At 66.0% G+C, this 18,711-nt stretch carries 16 protein-coding genes; 10 read left to right on the top strand and 6 right to left on the bottom strand.

What is annotated here, in order from left to right:
- Nucleotides 1-22: 22 nt before the first annotated feature.
- Nucleotides 23-1,081: a 2-oxoglutarate and iron-dependent oxygenase domain-containing protein gene (locus ABZ293_RS06550; RefSeq protein ID WP_355177954.1), complete on the bottom strand. Its 1,059-nt coding sequence runs from the start codon at nt 1,079-1,081 to the stop codon at nt 23-25.
- A 138-nt stretch (nt 1,082-1,219) separates the two neighbouring features.
- On the opposite strand from ABZ293_RS06550, the gene ABZ293_RS06545 reads away from it, so the two are divergent.
- Complete coding sequence (locus ABZ293_RS06545; RefSeq protein ID WP_355177952.1) at nt 1,220-1,840, top strand: hypothetical protein; 621 nt, start codon at nt 1,220-1,222, stop codon at nt 1,838-1,840.
- A gap of 11 nt (nt 1,841-1,851) precedes the next feature.
- On the opposite strand, the gene ABZ293_RS06540 is transcribed toward ABZ293_RS06545, so the two are convergent.
- Nucleotides 1,852-2,667: a helix-turn-helix transcriptional regulator gene (locus ABZ293_RS06540; protein WP_355177950.1), complete on the bottom strand. Its 816-nt coding sequence runs from the start codon at nt 2,665-2,667 to the stop codon at nt 1,852-1,854.
- Nucleotides 2,668-2,718: 51 nt separating this feature from the next.
- Here ABZ293_RS06540 and ABZ293_RS06535 point away from each other — a divergent pair, with 51 nt between their 5' ends.
- A complete protein-coding gene (locus ABZ293_RS06535) occupies nt 2,719-3,096 on the top strand; it encodes a nuclear transport factor 2 family protein (protein WP_355177948.1) in 378 nt (125 codons plus the stop codon).
- A 164-nt stretch (nt 3,097-3,260) separates the two neighbouring features.
- Here ABZ293_RS06535 and ABZ293_RS06530 read toward each other — a convergent pair whose 3' ends face one another.
- The 3 genes from ABZ293_RS06530 to ABZ293_RS06520 are packed head-to-tail and all read right to left on the bottom strand — an operon-like array spanning nt 3,261 to nt 5,895.
- Entirely contained in the window at nt 3,261-3,818 is a 558-nt protein-coding gene (locus ABZ293_RS06530; RefSeq protein ID WP_355177946.1) for a GNAT family N-acetyltransferase, read from the bottom strand.
- Nucleotides 3,819-3,853: 35 nt separating this feature from the next.
- Nucleotides 3,854-4,789 carry a Ku protein gene (locus ABZ293_RS06525; protein ID WP_355177944.1) on the bottom strand — a complete coding sequence of 312 codons (936 nt, stop codon included), beginning with the start codon at nt 4,787-4,789 and terminating at the stop codon, nt 3,854-3,856.
- On the bottom strand, nt 4,789-5,895 hold the full coding sequence (locus ABZ293_RS06520) for a lycopene cyclase family protein (protein WP_355177942.1): 1,107 nt from the start codon (nt 5,893-5,895) through the stop codon (nt 4,789-4,791). Before ABZ293_RS06520 ends, ABZ293_RS06525 begins: the two co-directional genes overlap by 1 nt.
- 456 nt (nt 5,896-6,351) lie before the next feature.
- Between ABZ293_RS06520 and ABZ293_RS06515 the strand changes: the two genes are divergently transcribed.
- From ABZ293_RS06515 to ABZ293_RS06490, 6 genes are read left to right on the top strand one after another with little or no spacing between them, the layout of a single operon-like run.
- Nucleotides 6,352-7,389: a 3-oxoacyl-[acyl-carrier-protein] synthase III C-terminal domain-containing protein gene (locus tag ABZ293_RS06515; protein WP_355177940.1), complete on the top strand. Its 1,038-nt coding sequence runs from the start codon at nt 6,352-6,354 to the stop codon at nt 7,387-7,389.
- A 1-nt stretch (nt 7,390) separates the two neighbouring features.
- Nucleotides 7,391-8,299, top strand: a complete 909-nt coding sequence (locus ABZ293_RS06510; protein ID WP_355177938.1) for a hypothetical protein — start codon at nt 7,391-7,393, stop codon at nt 8,297-8,299.
- Nucleotides 8,296-9,987, top strand: coding sequence for a fatty acid CoA ligase family protein (locus tag ABZ293_RS06505; protein ID WP_355177936.1), 1,692 nt, complete (start codon nt 8,296-8,298; stop codon nt 9,985-9,987). Before ABZ293_RS06510 ends, ABZ293_RS06505 begins: the two co-directional genes overlap by 4 nt.
- Nucleotides 9,960-11,012: an NAD-dependent epimerase/dehydratase family protein gene (locus tag ABZ293_RS06500; RefSeq protein WP_355177934.1), complete on the top strand. Its 1,053-nt coding sequence runs from the start codon at nt 9,960-9,962 to the stop codon at nt 11,010-11,012. Before ABZ293_RS06505 ends, ABZ293_RS06500 begins: the two co-directional genes overlap by 28 nt.
- A gap of 56 nt (nt 11,013-11,068) precedes the next feature.
- Nucleotides 11,069-12,487 (top strand): cytochrome P450, encoded by a 1,419-nt coding sequence (locus ABZ293_RS06495; RefSeq protein WP_355177932.1) that lies wholly within the window; start codon nt 11,069-11,071, stop codon nt 12,485-12,487.
- Nucleotides 12,488-12,501: 14 nt separating this feature from the next.
- Nucleotides 12,502-14,748, top strand: a complete 2,247-nt coding sequence (locus ABZ293_RS06490) for an MMPL family transporter (RefSeq protein ID WP_355178508.1) — start codon at nt 12,502-12,504, stop codon at nt 14,746-14,748.
- Nucleotides 14,749-14,875: 127 nt separating this feature from the next.
- On the opposite strand, the gene ABZ293_RS06485 is transcribed toward ABZ293_RS06490, so the two are convergent.
- The gene (locus ABZ293_RS06485; RefSeq protein ID WP_355177930.1) at nt 14,876-15,640 is read right to left on the bottom strand and encodes an SDR family oxidoreductase; all 765 of its coding nucleotides are present in this window, start codon (nt 15,638-15,640) and stop codon (nt 14,876-14,878) included.
- A gap of 161 nt (nt 15,641-15,801) precedes the next feature.
- Here ABZ293_RS06485 and ABZ293_RS06480 point away from each other — a divergent pair, with 161 nt between their 5' ends.
- Together ABZ293_RS06480 and ABZ293_RS06475 are read left to right on the top strand one after the other, a co-directional pair.
- The gene (locus tag ABZ293_RS06480) at nt 15,802-16,878 is read left to right on the top strand and encodes a phage tail tip lysozyme (RefSeq protein ID WP_355177928.1); all 1,077 of its coding nucleotides are present in this window, start codon (nt 15,802-15,804) and stop codon (nt 16,876-16,878) included.
- A gap of 147 nt (nt 16,879-17,025) precedes the next feature.
- Nucleotides 17,026-18,657, top strand: a complete 1,632-nt coding sequence (locus ABZ293_RS06475; RefSeq protein WP_355177926.1) for an ABC-F family ATP-binding cassette domain-containing protein — start codon at nt 17,026-17,028, stop codon at nt 18,655-18,657.
- Nucleotides 18,658-18,711: the final 54 nt, after the last annotated feature.

Below are 18,711 nucleotides of genomic sequence, written 5' to 3'. Positions count from 1 at the left end.
GTTTAATAAATCGGGGTCGACGCTATTGCTCGACCGGGGACCCATCGCCGGATGTTGCGGCGAGGACGCGGGCGGCCTCGCGGGTCGCGTTCGTATTCGGTTGCAGGGCACGAGAACCCGCGAGCTTCGCGCGCAGGTGGTCGGCGACGGTGATCGGCTCGTACTTGCTGCCGTCACCGATGCAGGAGGGCAGGGTTTCGATGCGGGCGTCGGGGTTGCCATCGTGGAAGAAGGCCGCGCTGCGGCGTCGCTGGATGGTGCCATTGGTGATGGGCGGCATGACGCGGTGCAGGGTGGACAGCCAGCGCTCGTTCGTCCAGCGCGCCATCAGATCGCCGAGGTTGACCAAGAGGGCGTCATCGGCGGGCTGCACATCGTGCCAGCGGGTGTCGGCGCCGAGGATCTGCAGACCGGGAGCCTGGTCCGCCCACAGGACGGTGACAATGCCGTAATCGGTGTGTTCGCCCATGCCGGTGAGCTCGCCGTCGAGATCGATGCTGCCCGGTGGCAGTGCGTAGTTGTTCATCCGCAGGACGTCGAGGGAGTGGTCGGTGAACCGGGTGAAATAGCCGGGCGGTAGTTCGAGAGCGTCCGCGAAGGCGGTGGTGAGGGTTCTGGCAATGCGGGCGGCGTGTGCGAAGTACGCCTCCACCGGTGCACGGAAACCGGGAACCTGTGTCGGCCAGAGGTTTTCGGCGTAGTCGTAGGCCGAGAACTCGATGTGCGGGTAGGCGGCCGCGGAAACGCCGACATTGAAGGCCTCGAAGAAGTCGTTCATGCGAGTCGCGGATTCGACGCCGAGGCTGAGGCTGAGGCTTTCGCTCTTGGGCGGGGAGTAGCCGCGGTTGATCTCCGGTGGGGTGCGATAGTCCTGTTTCGTCGCCGGATCGAGGTCGAAGAATGAGTCGACGGCGGCCGCGAAGTCGTCGAGCACCTGCCGCGGGATCGCGTGACCGGTGATCTGCATGAAGCCGACGGTGCTCGCGGCCGCATCGATCGCACGGGCCACCGCCCGGCGCTCGGTCTCGGAACCGCCGTCGACATAGGGCGAAATATCGATGACGGGCACATGGAATTCCATCGCTGGTGTCCTCCCTCTTCGACACCTCGATGATAAGCGCTGCTTGCCCAGGTGCTGCTGGTCATCGCACGTGCCCTGACATCGGCGTATATCCGGCGGGGTATGGCGCACGCGGCCTGTGCGGGCCATGATGCTGGAGTGGACGACACAACGTATCGGCACACCCGGCTCGCCCTGCACGCGGCGGGGGAGTTGTTGATCGCCGGACCGCAGTATCGGCGGTTCGGGACCATCCGCATGCGCGTCGTCCACGGCGGCTTCGGCGGTGCCCAATGGCCGGTATCGGTCATCGGCGCCGATCTGGTGTGGCCGGAGGGGCGCACGCCGCTGGCGGGGACCTATGACAAGGTGGCGGCCAGCGCGGGATTCGAGGCGCAGGCCCCGGAGGGGGTCTATGCCGGCACCACCGGAACCGATCCCGGCGATGCGATTCGGGTCGATCCGGAGGCGGCGAGGCTGATCGCGGACTGGTTCGCACTCGGCGATGCGGCGTTGCGCTGTGCGGCCCCCGATGTCATTCCGGTGCTCTGGCCGGAGCATTTCGACCTGTCGAGCACGGTGCACGAAGTGAATTACGGTGTGTCGCCAGGCGATTCCGCACATCCGGCGCCCTACGCCTATGTCGGCCCGTGGACACCCCGCGCCGGTGATTTCTGGAATGCCCCCTTCGGTGCACTGCGCCCCCGCGAAGAGGTCGACACGGTTGCGAGTCTGCTCGACTTCTTCGCGGAGGGAAAGGCGCGGGCCGCGGAGGGGTGAACCCGCTGCCGCTACCTGGCGAGCGAGTGGAGGTAGGCAGCGGTGGTGGGGTCGGCCGGAAAGTAGGACTCGATCGCGATCTCGTCGAGCGTCACATCGAAGGCCGCGCCGAACCGCATGATGGTATTGAACAGCGACAGTTCGGTGCCGCGATGGTGGATGTGGATGGGCAGGGCGATATCCGCGGGATCGATCCGCGGGGGACCGTCATCGGGTGCGAACGCCCTCAATTCCCCATGTAGCGAGGCCAATTCGGGATCCCCCGTCTGTGCCGCCTGCCTGGCCAGGCGCGGCAGCAGAAATCCGCGCACCTGATCGATATTGCGCACACGGGGCGCGAAGCCCTTGGGGTGCAGCCCGATTCGCATCATATTGATCGGCGGTTCGAGCAGCGCGGGATCGACCTCGTCGAAGAATACCTCGGTCGCCGCGTTGGCGAAGAGCAGATTCCAGCGGCTGTCGATGGTCAAGGCCGGGAACGGCTCATGTGCTCGAAGCACTCGCTGCACCGCTGCTCGCGCCTCGGCGAGATCGGGATCGTCCAGGGTCCGGTGCCGATATGCCGGCGCGTGACCGGCCGCCAGCAGCAGCTGGTTGCGTTCCCGTAGCGGAATATTCAGGTGCTCGGCGAATCGTTCGATCATCGCCGGACTCGGCACGGTCCGCCCGGTTTCGACGAAACTGATATGCCGGGTGGAGATTCCGGATTGCACCGACAGCTCGAGCTGGCTGATCCTGCGTCGCGTCCGCCACTCGCGCAACAGCACACCCGCGTGCCGATCCCGGTCCACACGCACCAGTATCGTCGCGATGCCGCGCCGCGCCATTACATGCCTGGTAATCGACAGGCTTACCGACCTGCTGGGACGGTTACCCGCATGACGAACAATCTGGCAATCCGCAATAAGGAACTCATCCTGCGCAGCCTCGCCGAGTTCACCGGTGGCAATATCGAGGTGCTACGAAACCTGCTGCACGAGAACTTCATCGAACACAGTCCCGGGAACCCGTCCGGCCGTGCGGCCTTCATCGAATTCACCGCGAGTTCGCCGGTGGCCAAGGCTCGACTGGAGATCAAGCGAGTCATTGCCGACGACGATTACGCCGTCGTGCACTACCACATGATCGCTCCCGACGATGCGCGCGGCATCGCGGTGGTGGACATCTGGCGACTGGTCGACGGTGTGATCACCGAACACTGGGATGTCGTACAACCGGTACCCGACGACGATCAGATCCCGCACGGAATGTTCTGATCTGGACCAGCCCCCGCTGCGGGAGCTCGCTGCTGCAGGCGCCGTTCGCCGAGCGTGAGAGCGGCAAGACCACCTCGACGATGCCGCCGGAGATCGATGCCGAGGTGACCCGGCTCGGTCGTTCGCTCAGCGCTCGGGCGCAGGCGCTCGGCGAGGACTAGGGGCTAGCGGGCGACGCGTCCCTCACCGGCCAGTCGGCCGTGGCGGATCAGCGCCCGTTTGGCCCCCGGCGGTATCGCGGGCAGGGCCTCGTCAGCGGAATCCGGTTCGGGCTCATCCGGATTCGGCCGGACGAATAGCGTCACGGTTGCCGCGGGCCGGAATCCGTTGCGCGTCATGAGTGTCGCGGAGGCGGTATTGTGCTGCTCGACATCGGTGACGATGCGTCGCGCGCCGCGTGCGAACAGCGCCTTGGAGCACATGTCGACGAGGCGGCGGGCGATGCCGAGGCCCTGCATATCGGGTGCGACGGCGATCCATTCGAGATAGGCCCAGTCGTCACGATGTTCGAATTCCATCGAGCCGAGGACGAATCCGACCACCCGATCGGAGTCGAGGGCGACCCAGCACGCGTTATCCGGGCTGTCCAAATGTTCGGCCACCGAGGTCAGCGACCACGAGGTGTACGGCTTGACGGTGGTGTCGAATACCTCATGTCCCAGATCCAGCACCTGGCGTAGATGGCCGAGGCCCATCGAGACGATCGCTATGGCGGGGTCCATGCCGCCCAGTTTGCCAGGGGTGTGCGGGTGACCGGTTATGCGCCCTTGCGGGCGGTGGTCTTCTTTGCGGCCTTCTTGGCCGGCTTGGCGGCGGTCTTCTTTGCAGCTGCCTTGGTGGCCTTCTGCGCCGGTGTCGCCTTGGCCTTCGGCTTCGTGGCCTGGCTCGCGGAGCTTTCCGCGGCCCGCCGCCCGCTGGCCTCCAGGCTGCGCTGCAATGCCGCCACCAGATCGACGACCTCGGCATCGATCTCGGCGGGCACGGCCTCGGGCTGGCTGACGATCTTTCCGGTACCGCTGGCTATTGCGTCGTCGAGCACCTTCTTGAGCTCGATCTGGTATTCGTCGGTGTACTGGTCGGGATCGAAATCGTCGGACATGGTCTCGACGAGCGTCTCGGCCATCTTGATCTCCTGCGGCTTCGGCTCGGCGACACCGTCGAGGGATTCGAAGTCGACCGCGCGCACCTCATCGGGCCACAGCAGCGTCTGCAGCACCAGCACGCCGTCGCGCACACGCAGCGCGGAGAGCCGGGTCTTCTGCCGAAGGGTGAAGTGCACGAGCGCGGTCCGATCGATGCGTTCCAGCGTGGTCGCCAGCAGCACGTAGGCCTTGGGGGTATTCGAATCGGGCTCCAGGTAGTAGCTCTTCTCGAACAGGATCGGGTCGATCTGATCGGAGGGCACGAACTGCAGCACCGGAATCTCGTGCTTCTCCGCCGCGGGCAGTTTGCCGAAGTCCTCGTCGGTCAGGATGACCTTGTCACCTTCGGGGGATTCGTAGGCCTTGTCGATATCGGCATACTGCACGGACTTGCCGCAGACCGTGCAGACCCGGTCGTACTTGATCCGACCGCCGTCCTTGGCATGCACTTGGTGGAACCGGATATCGTGGTCCTCGGTGGCGGTGTACACCTTGACAGGGACGTTTACCAGCCCGAATGCGATCGAGCCCTTCCAGATAGCTCGTGCCATCACTCCATCATGGACGAACCCATTCGAAGGCGCGAGCGAATCGGTATCCCGAGTGTCGCGGTCGCGACGCGCCGACGCAGGGGAGTCGGCAGGGCGGCGAAGAGGGTGCGCATGGCCGCGACGGTGCCGCCGAGGTCGGTGCGTCCCGACAGATACGCCCGTTGCAATTCCGACGGCATCGTGAAGAAGGCATCGAAGAAGACCGGTATGTCTGCGGGCGGCAATGCGAGCAGCGCCCGCAGACCTGCGGCCCGCAGCGCATGTACCGCGCGTGCCTGCGCCGGCCACGCCGTGGCTCCGAGCGCGACGGCGTCAGCGGCGGCGAGCGCGGCGGTGACGCTGTAACCCGTTGCAGGATGGGTGAAGCCGCCCGCCGCGCCGAACCAGCGCCGCCCCGGTCGACCGCCCTGCACCGGGAAGCGTACGCGCTCGATCGGTTCGGTTCCGGTGAGTTCGATGCCGCGCTCCCGCAACCGGTGATGCAGCCGGTCGCGCAAGACCGCAGTGCCGAGCGCGGGACGTCCGGCGAGGCAGGTCTCCTCCAGCAGCATGGTCCGCGCACCCAACGGCACCGCATACAGAAACGACGGGGGCGCACCGGATTCCGCGCCGTTGTCCCGGCGCCAGTCCATGAACAGCGGCTCGACCTCGGTATCCCGTTGGACGACAACGCCATACGCGGTTTGCTCGGCCAGCGCAGGCGAGCGGGCAATTCCTCGTGCGTCGATAACACGATTCGCGGTATATATTGTGCCCGAAGCCAAAGTCACTGTGTTGTGCCGAATTTCGACAACGCGATCCGCCGATAGGCGGGCGCCGTCGAGATCGAGCGAATCTCGCAGCCGCTCGGAATCGAAGACGACATAGGTCCGGTCGAGTCGATGTATTCGGGTGCCCCAGGCTGCGGGGCGGTCGACGGCGGCGGCGACGACCTGCGGATCCAACCACCGCGGCAACTCGTCGTACCACCCCGCATACGTTGCTGACCAGCGGCGATCCGGTAGCGGATCGACGGCGGTGACCGACATTCCGTGTGCCAGGCAGCGGTGCGCGAGCGCGCGACCGGCGGGGCCGAGGCCGCAGACGATGATGTCCGCGGCGGTCATCGCGCGACCGAGTCGGAATGCGGATGCCGGTGTGGCACAGCGAGTTCGGCGGTGTGCAGGGCGGATCCTTCCGGTTGCGGATCGATTCGTCGTTCGTGCGGAGCCTACTGCGGGCCGGATCGGGCGCCGTTGCGTGGTGATAGTTCACATATATCGACGGTGACATTCTTCATAATATGATCATGTTGGATCTGGATTTTCCAGCGCCGATGTGACCCGCGAGTAGCTTGGCGCCGCAATCGGACTGGTCACTTTGTGCCGTGCGTCGTATGCTCGGCGTTGTCGGATGGATTGTCCAGGGTCGGGCAATCCGGACGTGATTGCCGAAATCAATGTGGATTTCGTCGCTCGCTGTTCCCCAATTCTGTGGAACGGATTCCTGCACCCCTGCCCGAGGCCATTGTCACGCCAAATGGGTAGTTCGTGCTGCCTGTCTCTGTCGAAAGGACCGCTACGGTGAATTCTTCCCGATTACGCGCCCTTGGAGCCGCCCTTCCGGCTGGCGAATACACCACCTCCGAAGTACTCGGTCGGATGACGAGCGGCGGCGATTTCGACGTCGAGCGAATTACCGGCATCACGCACCGCTATATGGTGGACCGCACCTTCGAGGACACCCTGACCCTGGGTGTCAGGGCCGCGCGGGATGCACTGGCCAAATCCGGTCTGGACGCAACCGAACTGGACATCATCATCTGCGGCGGCACTACCGTGCACGACGGCTTCCACATGGTCTTCGAACCGTCGGCAGCGCAGGAGATCGCCCGGCGCGTCGGTGCGGTCAATGCCTCCGGCTATGACGTGGCGAATGCCTGTGGCGGCACCATGACCGGAATCTATCTGCTCGACAACATGATTCGTGCCGGTGTCGTGCGCAACGGCATGGTGGTCACGCCCGAGGTGATCTCGCCGGTGACCGAGGGTGCGCTCGCCGAGGCGATCGATGTGCGCGATCGGCAGTTCGCTGCGCTCACCCTCGCGGACGCGGCGGTGGCGGTCATTCTCGACCCGGCGGTCGACGAAGACGATGTGCTGCACTATGTCGATCTGACCACCTGCGCCGAGTACTCGCCGTTATGCATCGCCAAACCGAGCGATGCCAGCGAGAACATGATCATGTTGACCGACAATCTCACCATGCAGGCCGCGCCGCGCCGTGAAACCTGGGCGAAATTCCACAGCGATATTCTCGCAAAACGTGGCACCACATTCGCCGACGAGAAGTTCGACTTCATCGTGTTCCATCAGCTCGGTGTCGGATTCACCGAGAAGCTCGCCGAGTCCGGTAGCAAGATTCACGGCACCGAAATGCCGCCACGCCTGGCGACCGTCGAGAAATACGGCAACACCGGGGCAAGCACGCATTTCCTGGTACTGCACGACTATATTTCCCGTGGCGAGATCCCGAAGGGCGCGAAGATCTGTTTCGTACCGACCGCTTCCGGAATGGTCTTCGGCGTCTTGTCGGCAACTATCAGTGCATTGGTGGGATGAAATGACGTTTATTGTTCGCCGGTCCGCGGTCAGCGCCGACCCGACCCTCGGTTCCATTGATCACGCGGTGCGGGCGGGCGAGGAGTGCCTCTCGGGGGCGGGCGTGGCGCCCAACGATATCGACGTGCTGATCAATGTGGGCGTCTACCGCGACAGCAATATCGTCGAGCCGTCCAATGCGGCGTTGATCCAGAAGGAACTGGGGATGCACCTGGACTACCAGGTCGGCTCCGCACGGGCGGGGTTCTCGCTCGATCTGCGCAACGGGTCCTGCGGTGTGCTCAACGCACTGCAGGCCGCGGGCGCGCTGCTGCAGAACGGCACGGTCGAGCGGGTGCTGATCGTCGCCAGTGACGCCCATCCGGGCGGCGCCGGGCACGCACCTGCCGACTTCCGCTATGCCGCGGTCGGTGCGGCGCTGCTGGTGACCAAGGGTATCGATGCGGGCACCGGTTTCGATCGGGTGCACATCCCGGCGCCGCTGCCGCGCGCGGTCGGCACCCATCCCGGTGTCGCCGGATACCTCGATCTGAAGGCGATGGGCAACGACGGACAGCGCTCGATCACCGTCGATGTCGCCGACGACTACGCCGAACTGGTCACCGGCGCGGCCTTTGCCGCGGTCCGCTCCTACCTCGCCGAGCGGCCGGCGGCGCGGCGCGTGCTGGTCACCAATAACCCGGTGCCCGACTTCGCGGCCACCCTGGCGGGCGAATTCGGTTTCGCCCGAATACATCAGGCCGCGACCGGCGATTTGGACGCGGGCAGTTCGGGTCTGATCATCGGCTATCACCAACTGTTGGAAACCGGTGAGCTGTCGGCCGGTGACGAATTGCTTTTGGTGGCCGCGGGATCCGGTCCGATCGCCGGATGCGTGAGCTACACCGTCCCCGCCGGTGGTGCGGGGTGAGCCAGGAGCTTGCCGATCTGAGCGCGCTGCTGGATCACCAGATCCGGCAGCGCGCCGATCTGCCCGCCATCAGCTATCCGACGGTCGCCCGCCCCGAACGTGCCGGGCGCGCGGCGGATCTCGGATTCGCGGTGCTGACCTTCGCCGAACTCGGCGCGCGGGTCGAGGCGTATGCGGCGGCGTTCGAACGGATCGGGATCACCAAGGGCGTCAAGACCATTGTCATGGTCAAGCCCGATCCCGATCTGTTCGCGGTGATCTTCGCGCTGTTCCGGGTCGGCGCCGTGCCCGTGGTGGTGGATCCGGGCATGGGTGTGCGCCGCATGCTGCACTGCTTCCGCAGCGTCGGCGCGTCGGCGTTCATCGGGATCCCGCTGGCACATCTGGTGCGGCTCGCGGCGCGGCGAACCTTCCGTTCGGTGCGGGTGCACGTGACCGCGGGACGTTCATACTGGGGCGGGCATACGCTGCTCGCCATGCGGCAGACGCCCGGCGCGGTCGCATCCCGGCTCGCCCACGCACCCGACGATCTGCTGATGATCGCCTTCACCACCGGCAGCACCGGACCGGCGAAGGGCGTCGAGTTCAGCAGAGCAGGATTCGCCGCCTCGCTGCGGGTGATCGAGCGATTGCACAGCCGCCCAACGGGTTTCGTCTCGCTGACCTCGGTACCGCTGTTCGGCATCTTCGATCTGCTGCAGGGCGCGCATGTGGTGCTCGGACCGGTGGATCCGGTGCGGGTGTCGAAGGCGGATCCGGCATTGCTCGCCGATGTGGTGCGGTCTTTCGATGCCACCGATGTCACAGCATCGCCCGCATTGCTCGGGCCGCTCGGGGAATATCTGACGCGGACCGGCACCGCACTGCCGAGCCTGGTCCGGGTGATCTCCATGGGCGCGCCCGCGAATCTGGACGCACTGGCCCACGTTCGGGCCGCGCTCGGCGAGACCGCACAGGTCTTCACCACCTATGGCGCGACCGAGGCGCTGCCGCTGACCACCCTCGAATGGTCCGAGCTCGACGAAACCCGCAAGCAGACCGCCGCGGGCGGTGGCACCTGTGTCGGACGCCCGATCGCGGAATCGGACAGTGACACTCGGGTTCGCATCATCGCCATCTCCGACGACGAAATCCCGACCTGGCACGACGATCTGGTGCTGCCGCAGGGCCGGATCGGCGAAATCGTCGCCACCGGTGCTCAGGTCAGCACCGCATACCATCGCAACCCGACCGCCGATGCTCGCAACAAGATCGATGAGATCCGCCCGGACGGCACCGTGCGCCGCTGGCACCGCGTCGGGGATCTGGCCTGGCAGGACGATTCCGGACGACTGTGGTTCTGCGGCCGCGCGGCCCAGCGGGTCCGCGCGGCCGCCGGTGATCTGTTCACCGTCCAGTGCGAGCAGATCTTCAACACCCATCCGGATGTGCACCGCACCGCACTCGTCGGAGTCGGCGAGCCGGGCGCGCAGATCCCGGTGCTGTGCTTCGAATTGCGCTCCGGCGTCGCCACCTCGCAGATCCCGCGGGTGCAGCGGGAACTGTGGTCCATCGCGCGTGAACGCGAAGTCACCAGGTCCATCAAGGTATTTCGCGCCCATCCCGGATTCCCGGTCGATATCCGGCACAACGCCAAGATCGGGCGCGAGGAATTGGCCGAATGGGCCGGAAAGGGTATGCGGCCATGAAGGCATTGGTCACCGGGGCAACCGGATTCCTGGGCAGCCATATCGTCGACGGCGCGGTCGCCGCGGGCGATGAGGTGCGCGCGGTCGTCCGGCCGTCGAGCGATCTCGGATACCTGTCGACGGTGCCCGGACTCGAAACGGTGGCAGGCGATCTCGGCGACTACGAATCGCTGGTCACCGCCTGTAAGGACGTCGATGTGGTCTACCACAGCGCCGGACTGGTCGCTGAGGTCGGCAGCCGGGCCCAGTTCTGGGAGGCCAATGTCGAAGGCACCCGGCGGCTGATGTGGGCCGCGCGGGAGGCCGGTGTCGGCCGGTTCGTCTTCGTCAGCAGTCCCTCGGTCGCGACCTCCTATGACACCGACCGCTTCGACATCGACGAGTCCGAGCCGTATGTGACCGATCCGAAGAGCCTGTACGTGGCGACCAAGGCCGCCGCCGAACAGCTCGTCCTGGCCAGCAACACCCCCGATTTCGTCACCTGCGCACTGCGGCCGCGGATGATCTGGGGGCCGCGCTCATCGGGCTGGATGACGCTGCTGCTGCGCAAACTGAAGTCCGGCAAACTGCCCGACCTCTCCGGTGGCAAGAGCGTGATGGTGTCGATCACCTATTGCGAACACGCCGCCCGGGCCTGCCTGCAGGCGGCGCGCTCGGATCAGGTCGCGGGCAGTGCCTACTTCCTCGCCGATCCCGAGGATGTCGACCTGTGGAAGTTCGTCAAGGACCTTGCCGTCGCCCTGGATCTGACGCCACCGACCCGGACCATTCCGAAACCGGTATTCGACGCGGCCATAGCGGTTTTCGACACGATCTGGCGGGTGCCAGCGATCAAGGAACGCTACGCGCCGCCGCTGTCGAGCTGGACCACCGCGGCACTGACCGTATCCAACACCTACGACACCAGCGCCGCCGCACGGGATTTCGGCTACGCGCCGACGGTATCGCTGGCCGACGGGCTGGCCGCCTACATCGACTGGGTCGAACAGGTCGGTGGCGTCGATGCCGTGATCGCCCGCGGATGACTTACGGCCGCCGCGCCGCCCCGGAGCGGAAGTCGATCCACGCCTAGGAGGCTCGCATGATGACCACCCGGCTGACCAGCCGCCCGACCCACACCGTCGAGGTGCCGACCGCACCGGGCGCCCTACCCCTCATCGGACATTCGCACCGCCTGGCCCGCAGGCCCTACCGCTTCCTGCAGACGCTCTCGGAGCTCGGCCCCGTGGTGCGGGTAAAGATTCCCGGTTACGACACCTACGTGGTCACCGAACCGGATCTGATCCGCGAGGCCTTCGTCGGTCTCTCCGATCAGGGTTCGATGATCGATCGGGCCGAGGCGCTGCTCGGCGCTGGCGTCACCGTGCTGTCCGGTCCACAGCACAAGCGGGAACGCCGAATGATCGCCCCGGCCTTCGCGCGCGGCCGCATCGCGCAGTACGCCACCGTGATGACCCGCCTCGGTGCCGAGCAGGCCGATGCCTGGCGCGATGGCCAAATGGTCGTCGTCAATACCGAGATGCACGACCTCGCGCTGCGCACCGTCGCGGGAGCGCTGTTCTCCGGGGACCTCGGCGCGGAGACCGGCGCCGAAATCCACGAGATGCTCACGCCGGTGATGACGTTGCTCGCCCGCCGGGTCACCCGCCCGGCCTGGATCGACCGGCTGCCGCTGCCGAGCAATCGTCGTTTCGAAGGTCTTGTCGCCGGGATGAAGTCGGCCACCAGCAAGATCATCGCGGCCTATCGAGCCGATCTCGCCGCCGATCCGACCCTCGACCATGGCGATCTGCTCGACACCCTGATCAAGGCCCGCGATGAGGACGGCGTCGCGCTCACCGACGCCCAGGTGCACGATGAGCTGATCAACTTCCTGGTCGGCGGCACCGAAGCCACCGGTATGACGCTGTCCTGGGTCTTCCACGAACTGGGCCGAAATCCCGAGCTGGAGGCCGCTTTCCACGCGGAGATCGACGCCGTGCTCGGCGGTCGCCCTGCCGAATTCGCCGATCTCGCCCAGCTCGATCTGACCAAGCGGATCGTCATGGAGACGCTGCGCGTGTACTCGCCCTGGCTCACCGTGCGCGACGTGCCGGCGAACTATGAACTCGGCGGCCGGGCGCTGCCCAAGGGGTCCATGCTGCTGGTGTGTCCGGTTGCGGTGCACCGGGATCCGGCGGTGTTCCCGGATCCGGACCGGTTCGACCCGGACCGCTGGCTGCCCGCGGCCATGGAGTCCCGGCCAAAGGGCGCCTACCTGCCCTTTGGCATGGGCACCCGGCAGTGTCCGGGAAATGTGTTCTCGCTCACCGAGGTTGCGCTACAGGTTGCTACGATTTGCGGGCGCTGGCGCCTGCGCCCGATGCCCGGTATCGCGGTGCAAGAGACGGTGATCGGCGCCCTGGTGCACCCGAAGCATCTGCCGATGCGGGTGGTGGCCAGGCAGGTGCAATCCGGGCACGTCGCGGATTCGTCAGGGAGCGAACGCGGCGCGGCTTAACGAGTGATGAGGGTGTGGCGGTGTTCGAACTGACCAAGCTGACCTTTTCGAGCGACCTGCAAGCAGTCGCTACGCGGGGAAGCAAGTGGATACTCGGCGTCTTCGTCGTGCTCGCGCTGGCAATGGGGATGCTCAGCTCGACGTTGTTCGACAAGGTACAGGGTGGCGGCTACAGCGATCCCGGTGGCGAAGCCAGCCGGGCCACCGAGATTTTGCGCGATACGTTCGGTCAGGCGCCGCCGAACCTGGTGCTGCTGGTGCACAGCGGCACCTCCGTAGACGATCCGGACGCCGCCACCGCCGCGGTCAAATTGGCGCTGAAGCTCAAAGACGAACCGGGCGTCGCGGGTGTCATGTCCTACTGGATGGATAAATCACCCGCCCTGCGCAGCGACGACGGCAAATCCGGCCTGATCGTCGCCAGCATCCTCGGTGAAGAGGGCGAAGTCGACCAGAAGGTCGGCGGGCTCGCCGATCGCTACGGCGGCACCCACGGCCAGGTCGAGGTACGGGTCGGCGGCTACGCGATGCTGTTGCACGAGACCGTGAAACAGAGCGAGAAGGACGCCGCCCTCGGCGAATCCATCGCCTTCCCGATCACGCTGGTGGCGCTGCTGTTCGTGTTCGGCGGTTTGGTGGCGGCCAGCCTGCCGCTGGTCGTTGCCGCGGTGACGGTGATGATCACCATGGGTGCGCTCTGGCTCATCACACTGGTGACCGATCTCGCCGCGACCGCGACCAATGTCGCCACGCTGCTCGGCCTCGGCCTGGCGATCGATTACAGCTTGCTGATCATCAGCCGCTATCGCGATGAACTGGCCGCCGGTGCGCCGACCGGACCGGCCGTGGCCGCAACCATGCGTTCGGCCGGACGCACCGTGGCCTTCTCGGCCATCACCGTCGCGGTGGCGCTGTCGGGTCTGCTGTTCTTCCCGCTGCTGGCGGTGCGTTCCATGGGTTACGCGGGTCTGGCGGTCGCTGTCATCGCCGCGACAGTCTCGCTGACGGTGCTGCCCGCGATTCTGCTGCTGCTCGGCAGCCGCATCGATCGTGGCCAGCTCGGCTGGTTCTTCCGTCCGCAGCGGCCCGCGCCGGGCGAGGGCTTCTGGCACCGGCTCGCGGTCTTCGTCATGCGCAAGCCGATGCCCATCGGTCTGGCGGTCGCGGCCTTCCTACTGCTGCTCGGTACCCCGTTCCTCGGGGTGAAGCTCGGCTTCCCGGATCAGCGGGCCCTGCCGGAGTCGATGAACAACCGGCAGGTCACCGAGATAATCCAGCGCGATTTCACGGCGACAGAGACCAATGGGCTGTTCGTGGTGCTGCCCGACGGCAAGGCCGGGCTCGATGCCTATGCACGCAAACTCTCCGAGGTCGAGAATGTGCGTCGCGTCGACGCCGCCACCGGTAGCTACGCGCACGGCGGTCAGCTCGTCGCGGGCACGGCACAGCACGCGCATTTCGAGACCAAGGATGCCGCATACCTCTCGGTGACACCGGATACCAGCGATCCGGGTCTGCTGGACCGGGTCGCGAAGGATCTGCGCGCGGTGCCCGCACCGTCGCAGCGTTTGGTCGGCGGTACCGCGGCTGCCAGCGCCGATTCACTCGACGCGGTGACCTCGGCGCTGCCGGTGGCCCTGGCCTACGTCGTGATCATTATGGTGATCGTGCTGTTCCTGCTGACCGGCAGTGTGGTGCTGCCGCTGGTGGCGATCGTGCTCAGCGCGCTCAGCCTCACCGCGACCTTCGGCGCGCTGGTCTGGATCTTCCAGGACGGCCACCTGTCGGGCCTGCTCGATTTCACCGTGACCGGCGATCTGCCGCCGACGGTGCCGGTCATGCTCTTCGGTGTCGCGTTCGGTCTGGCCATGGACTACCAGGTGTTCCTGCTGTCACGGATCCTCGAAGAATACGAACGCACCGGCAAGAACGATTCCGCCGTCGCACACGGACTGGAGAAGATCGGCCGGATCGTCACCGCCGCCGCGGTCCTGATCTCCCTGGTGTTCCTTGGATTCCTGGCCTCCGACATCACCTTCATGAAGTCCTTCGGTATCGGTCTGCCGCTGGCGGTGCTGGTGGACGCAACCCTGGTGCGCGGCTTCCTGCTGCCCGCGGTCATGAAATTGCTCGGCGACTGGAACTGGTGGGCGCCGGGTCCGCTCGAAAAGCTGCACGAGCGTTTCGGATTCGACGAGGGACCGTCCGTGCCGACGGCACTGCCCGACCCGGACGATCTGCGCCAGCCCACGCGGGTGTAAACCACGAGAACGCTGATGGCCGCACGGTATTCGCCGCGCGGCCATCGGTCTCAGTGGAGAGTTGATATCGGATTGCCCGCGGTCGTATCAGGTTCCATCGGTCGATGGTGGATTGTCCTGATGCGACTCAGATTCCACCGGTCGAGAGCAACCCACCGTCGACGCGGATCGTCTCTCCGGTGATCCATGCAGCCTCATCCGAGGCCAGGAATCCGATCAGCCGCGCAACATCCTCCGGCGTGCCGAGCCGCTTCATCGGATACACACTCGCCGCCTGCTCCTCGTCGGCCGAGTACAGCGCGTCGGCGAACTTGGTCTTCACAACACCCGGCGCAACCGCGTTCACCCGGATGTTCGGACCCAACTGCCAGGCCAATTCATCGGTGAGCCGGATCAGCGCGGCCTTGGACGCACCGTACGCCGCGATCACACCGGTCGAGCGCAGACCAGCGACGCTGGCCACATTGACCACCGCGCCGCCGTGCTCGCCCATCCAGGCCTTGTACGCCTCCTGCACGTAGCCGAGTGCGGCGACCACATTGACGTCGAAGATCTTGCGCACCGCCTCCAGATCGGCGTCCATCAGCGAGCCGTAGACCGGATTGATGCCGGTGTTGTTGATCAGGATGTCCAGCGAGCCGAATTCCGAGACCACCCGGCCCACCGCCGCAGCCCGGCTATCGGCATCACCCGAATTGCCCGCCAGCGCGCTGACCTCGCCCCGATGGCCGAGCGCCCGCAGCTCGGCGGCCGTCTCCTCGAGCGGCTCCGGCTTACGCGCGGTGATCACCACATTGGCCCCACGGCGCAATAATTCCGCCGCGACGGCCTTACCGATGCCACGGCTGGCTCCGGTAACGAGTGCGCTCTTGCCCAACAGATCGGTCGTCATGTGATGGCACGCTACCGCTGTTGAAATCCGCCGAGCGGAGCCGGTCGGGTTTGTGCGATATCGACCCGGCGCGACTGTTCCCACAGGTGGGGGCCCGACGGTCAGAGCAAGGCGCCTAGCTGCGATTAAGCTGCCGGAGAGGTATCGACGGAAGGTGAGATATGGCTGTCGACACATCGCTGCCGTCGCGCCCGGATGCACCTATTCTCAACGCCTTCGCCAGCCACATAGAGGCGGCGTTGGCGAAGTTGGTAAAGCCGGTGGGTGACGGTTCGGCGAAGTCGATTACGGTCGATGGTCTGAGTGGCCTGGGGGAGTCGCAGCTGAAGGCAGGCGATCTCGTCACGAAATACCATGCCAAACAGAGTGACGATACGAAATATAAAGACGATCTGAACTCGCTGGACAGCAACATCGCCCAGATCGCGGCGAAATCGGCCGATGTGTCCAACACCGTGACCGAGGAGGTCACGAAACTGGTGGGCGACATCAAGGACATTATGGCCGGTGTGCCGAATCTGACCGACGTGGCGCTGCCGCGCAGCATCGAGTTGCAGATTGCCGCCATCGACAAGATCAGTGAGAAGTTCGGTAAAACGGCGCAGGCAGTCTCGGACGCATACAACGCGTTGGACGACCACGCCGGAAAGGTCACCGACCCGGAGTCGGACCACAGCGGTAGTGCCCCGAATTCGATCGGGAGCGGCAACAGCTTTCCGACTTACACCGGCAGCGGTGGCAACCGCCGCAGCGGTACCGGACCAGCAGGTCTCGGCAATTACGCCGCTGCCGAACCCATCAGCGGCGGTCAGCAGGCAAAGGCCAGCGAGATCTATCAGTACCTGCGCAAGAAGGGCTTCACACCGGAGCAAGCGGCGGGCATCTTGGGCAATATGCAGGTCGAATCGGGTTTCGATACCGGTGCCTACAACCCCGCCGAGGGCGCCATCGGTCTGTGCCAGTGGGAAGGCGGGCGACGACACGCTCTCGAGGCTTTCGCCGCCAGCGACCCCCAGCACCGGTCTGTCACCGACTGGAGTCTCCAAGTCGATTTCATGATCCACGAGCTGAAGGGCAGCGAGTCGGGCGCGTACGGCCATCTCACGTCGGCGACCTCGGCCGCTGCCGCCGCGGCGGCGTTCGATCAGTACTACGAACGCAGCTCCGGTGAGGCACGCGGCAAGCGCGTCGCGAATGCCAACAGCATCGCGTCGAGCATGGCCGCTATGGCGGTATAGCACCGAGCCGCGGAGTTAGTGCGGTCACACCTGGATCGGCGGGTGTCAGCAGCACCTCTGGAGCCGGGTAAAATCGGTGGTTCTTGTGCGTGTACACGTCGCACAATCGAGCAACTGACCGCACCACGTACCCCGTAGGAGAAGTCTGTGATCACCGCGACGGACCTGGAGGTCCGGGCCGGAGTCCGCACCCTGCTGTCGGCCCCAGGGCCCGCGCTGCGGGTGCAGGCCGGAGACCGGATCGGACTGGTCGGGCGCAATGGCGCGGGCAAGACCACCACGTTGCGCATTCTGGCGGGGGAGGGCGAGCCCTACGCCGGAAAGATTCTGCGCTCCAGCGACATCGGCTATCTCCCGCAGGATCCGCGCGAGGGCGATCTGAACGTGCTCGCCCGCGATCGCGTGCTCTCCGCCCGCGGCCTGGACACCCTGCTGCGCGATATGGAGAAGCAGCAGGCGCTGATGGCCGAGGTGGTCGATGATGCCGAACGCGAGAAGGCGGTGCGCAAATACGGTCGGCTGGAGGAGCGCTTCTCAGCGCTCGGCGGCTATGTGGCCGAGAGCGAGGCGGCGCGCATCTGCAATAGCCTCGGCCTGCCCGATCGGGTACTAGGCCAGGCGCTGCGGACGCTGTCCGGTGGTCAGCGTCGCCGAATCGAGTTGGCGCGCATCCTGTTTGCCGCCTCCGACGGCAGCGGGGGGCGCTCGGACACCATCCTGCTGCTCGACGAGCCGACCAACCACCTCGACGCCGACTCCATCACCTGGCTGCGCGGCTTCCTGCAGAACCACGATGGCGGTCTGATCGTGATCAGCCACGATGTCGAACTGCTCGGCGATGTGGTGAACAAGGTGTGGTTCCTGGACGCGGTGCGCGGGGAGGCCGACGTCTACAACATGGGTTGGCAGAAGTATCTGGACGCGCGCGCCACCGATGAACAGCGCCGCCGCCGGGAACGCGCCAATGCGGAGAAGAAGGCCAGCGCCCTGCGCGTGCAGGCGGCCAAGCTCGGCGCCAAGGCCACCAAGGCCACGGCGGCACAGAACATGGCCAAGCGCGCGGACCGCTTGATGGCCGAACTCGATGACGTCCGGGTCGCCGACAAGGTCGCGCGGATCAAATTCCCCGAACCCGCCGCCTGCGGCAAGACGCCGCTGATGGCGGAGAACCTGACCAAGGTCTACGGCTCGCTGGAGATCTTCACCGGCGTCGATCTGGCCATCGACCGCGGCAGCCGGGTTGTGGTGCTCGGCCTCAATGGTGCGGGCAAGACCACGCTGCTGCGCCTGCTCGCCGGGGTGGAGACGCCGACGGCGGGCGGTCTCGTCCCAGGTCACGGGCTCAAAGTCGGCTACTTCGCGCAGGAGCACGACACCCTGGACGACCAGGCCACGGTGTGGGAGAACATCCGTCACGCGGCACCGGACGCCGGTGAACAGGAGCTGCGCGGGCTGCTCGGCGCGTTCATGTTCTCCGGACCCCAGCTGGAACAGCCCGCTGGCACCCTCTCCGGCGGTGAGAAGACCCGGCTCGCGCTGGCCGGACTGGTCTCCTCGGCCGCCAATGTGCTGCTGCTCGACGAGCCGACCAATAACCTCGACCCGATCTCGCGCGAGCAGGTGCTCGACGCGCTACGTACCTATGCGGGTGCCGTCGTGCTGGTCACCCACGATCCGGGCGCGGCCGAGGCGCTGTCCCCGGAACGGGTGATCTTGCTGCCGGACGGCCAGGAAGACCACTGGTCGGCGGAGTATTTGGAGCTGATTCAGCTGGCCTGATCGGGGCTGTCTCGACGGAGTTTCGTTGTGGGCGGTAGGTTTTCACTCCCTCAA

Origin of the sequence: Nocardia sp. NPDC005998, from assembly GCF_040614395.1 — a bacterium.
Lineage (GTDB): Bacteria > Actinomycetota > Actinomycetes > Mycobacteriales > Mycobacteriaceae > Nocardia.
This window is presented reverse-complemented; position numbering and strand designations above follow the sequence as displayed.

What these genes read in the sequence shown, in the direction of transcription:
- ABZ293_RS06550 (WP_355177954.1), bottom strand. Translation starts at nt 1,081, where the DNA reads ATGGAATTCCATGTGCCCGTCATCGATATTTCGCCCTATGTCGACGGC.
- ABZ293_RS06540 (WP_355177950.1), bottom strand. Translation starts at nt 2,667, where the DNA reads ATGGCGCGGCGCGGCATCGCGACGATACTGGTGCGTGTGGACCGGGAT.
- ABZ293_RS06535 (WP_355177948.1), top strand. Translation starts at nt 2,719, where the DNA reads ATGACGAACAATCTGGCAATCCGCAATAAGGAACTCATCCTGCGCAGC.
- ABZ293_RS06530 (WP_355177946.1), bottom strand. Translation starts at nt 3,818, where the DNA reads ATGGACCCCGCCATAGCGATCGTCTCGATGGGCCTCGGCCATCTACGC.
- ABZ293_RS06525 (WP_355177944.1), bottom strand. Translation starts at nt 4,789, where the DNA reads ATGGCACGAGCTATCTGGAAGGGCTCGATCGCATTCGGGCTGGTAAAC.
- ABZ293_RS06520 (WP_355177942.1), bottom strand. Translation starts at nt 5,895, where the DNA reads ATGACCGCCGCGGACATCATCGTCTGCGGCCTCGGCCCCGCCGGTCGC.
- ABZ293_RS06510 (WP_355177938.1), top strand. Translation starts at nt 7,391, where the DNA reads ATGACGTTTATTGTTCGCCGGTCCGCGGTCAGCGCCGACCCGACCCTC.
- ABZ293_RS06500 (WP_355177934.1), top strand. Translation starts at nt 9,960, where the DNA reads ATGGGCCGGAAAGGGTATGCGGCCATGAAGGCATTGGTCACCGGGGCA.
- ABZ293_RS06495 (WP_355177932.1), top strand. Translation starts at nt 11,069, where the DNA reads ATGATGACCACCCGGCTGACCAGCCGCCCGACCCACACCGTCGAGGTG.
- ABZ293_RS06485 (WP_355177930.1), bottom strand. Translation starts at nt 15,640, where the DNA reads ATGACGACCGATCTGTTGGGCAAGAGCGCACTCGTTACCGGAGCCAGC.
- ABZ293_RS06480 (WP_355177928.1), top strand. Translation starts at nt 15,802, where the DNA reads ATGGCTGTCGACACATCGCTGCCGTCGCGCCCGGATGCACCTATTCTC.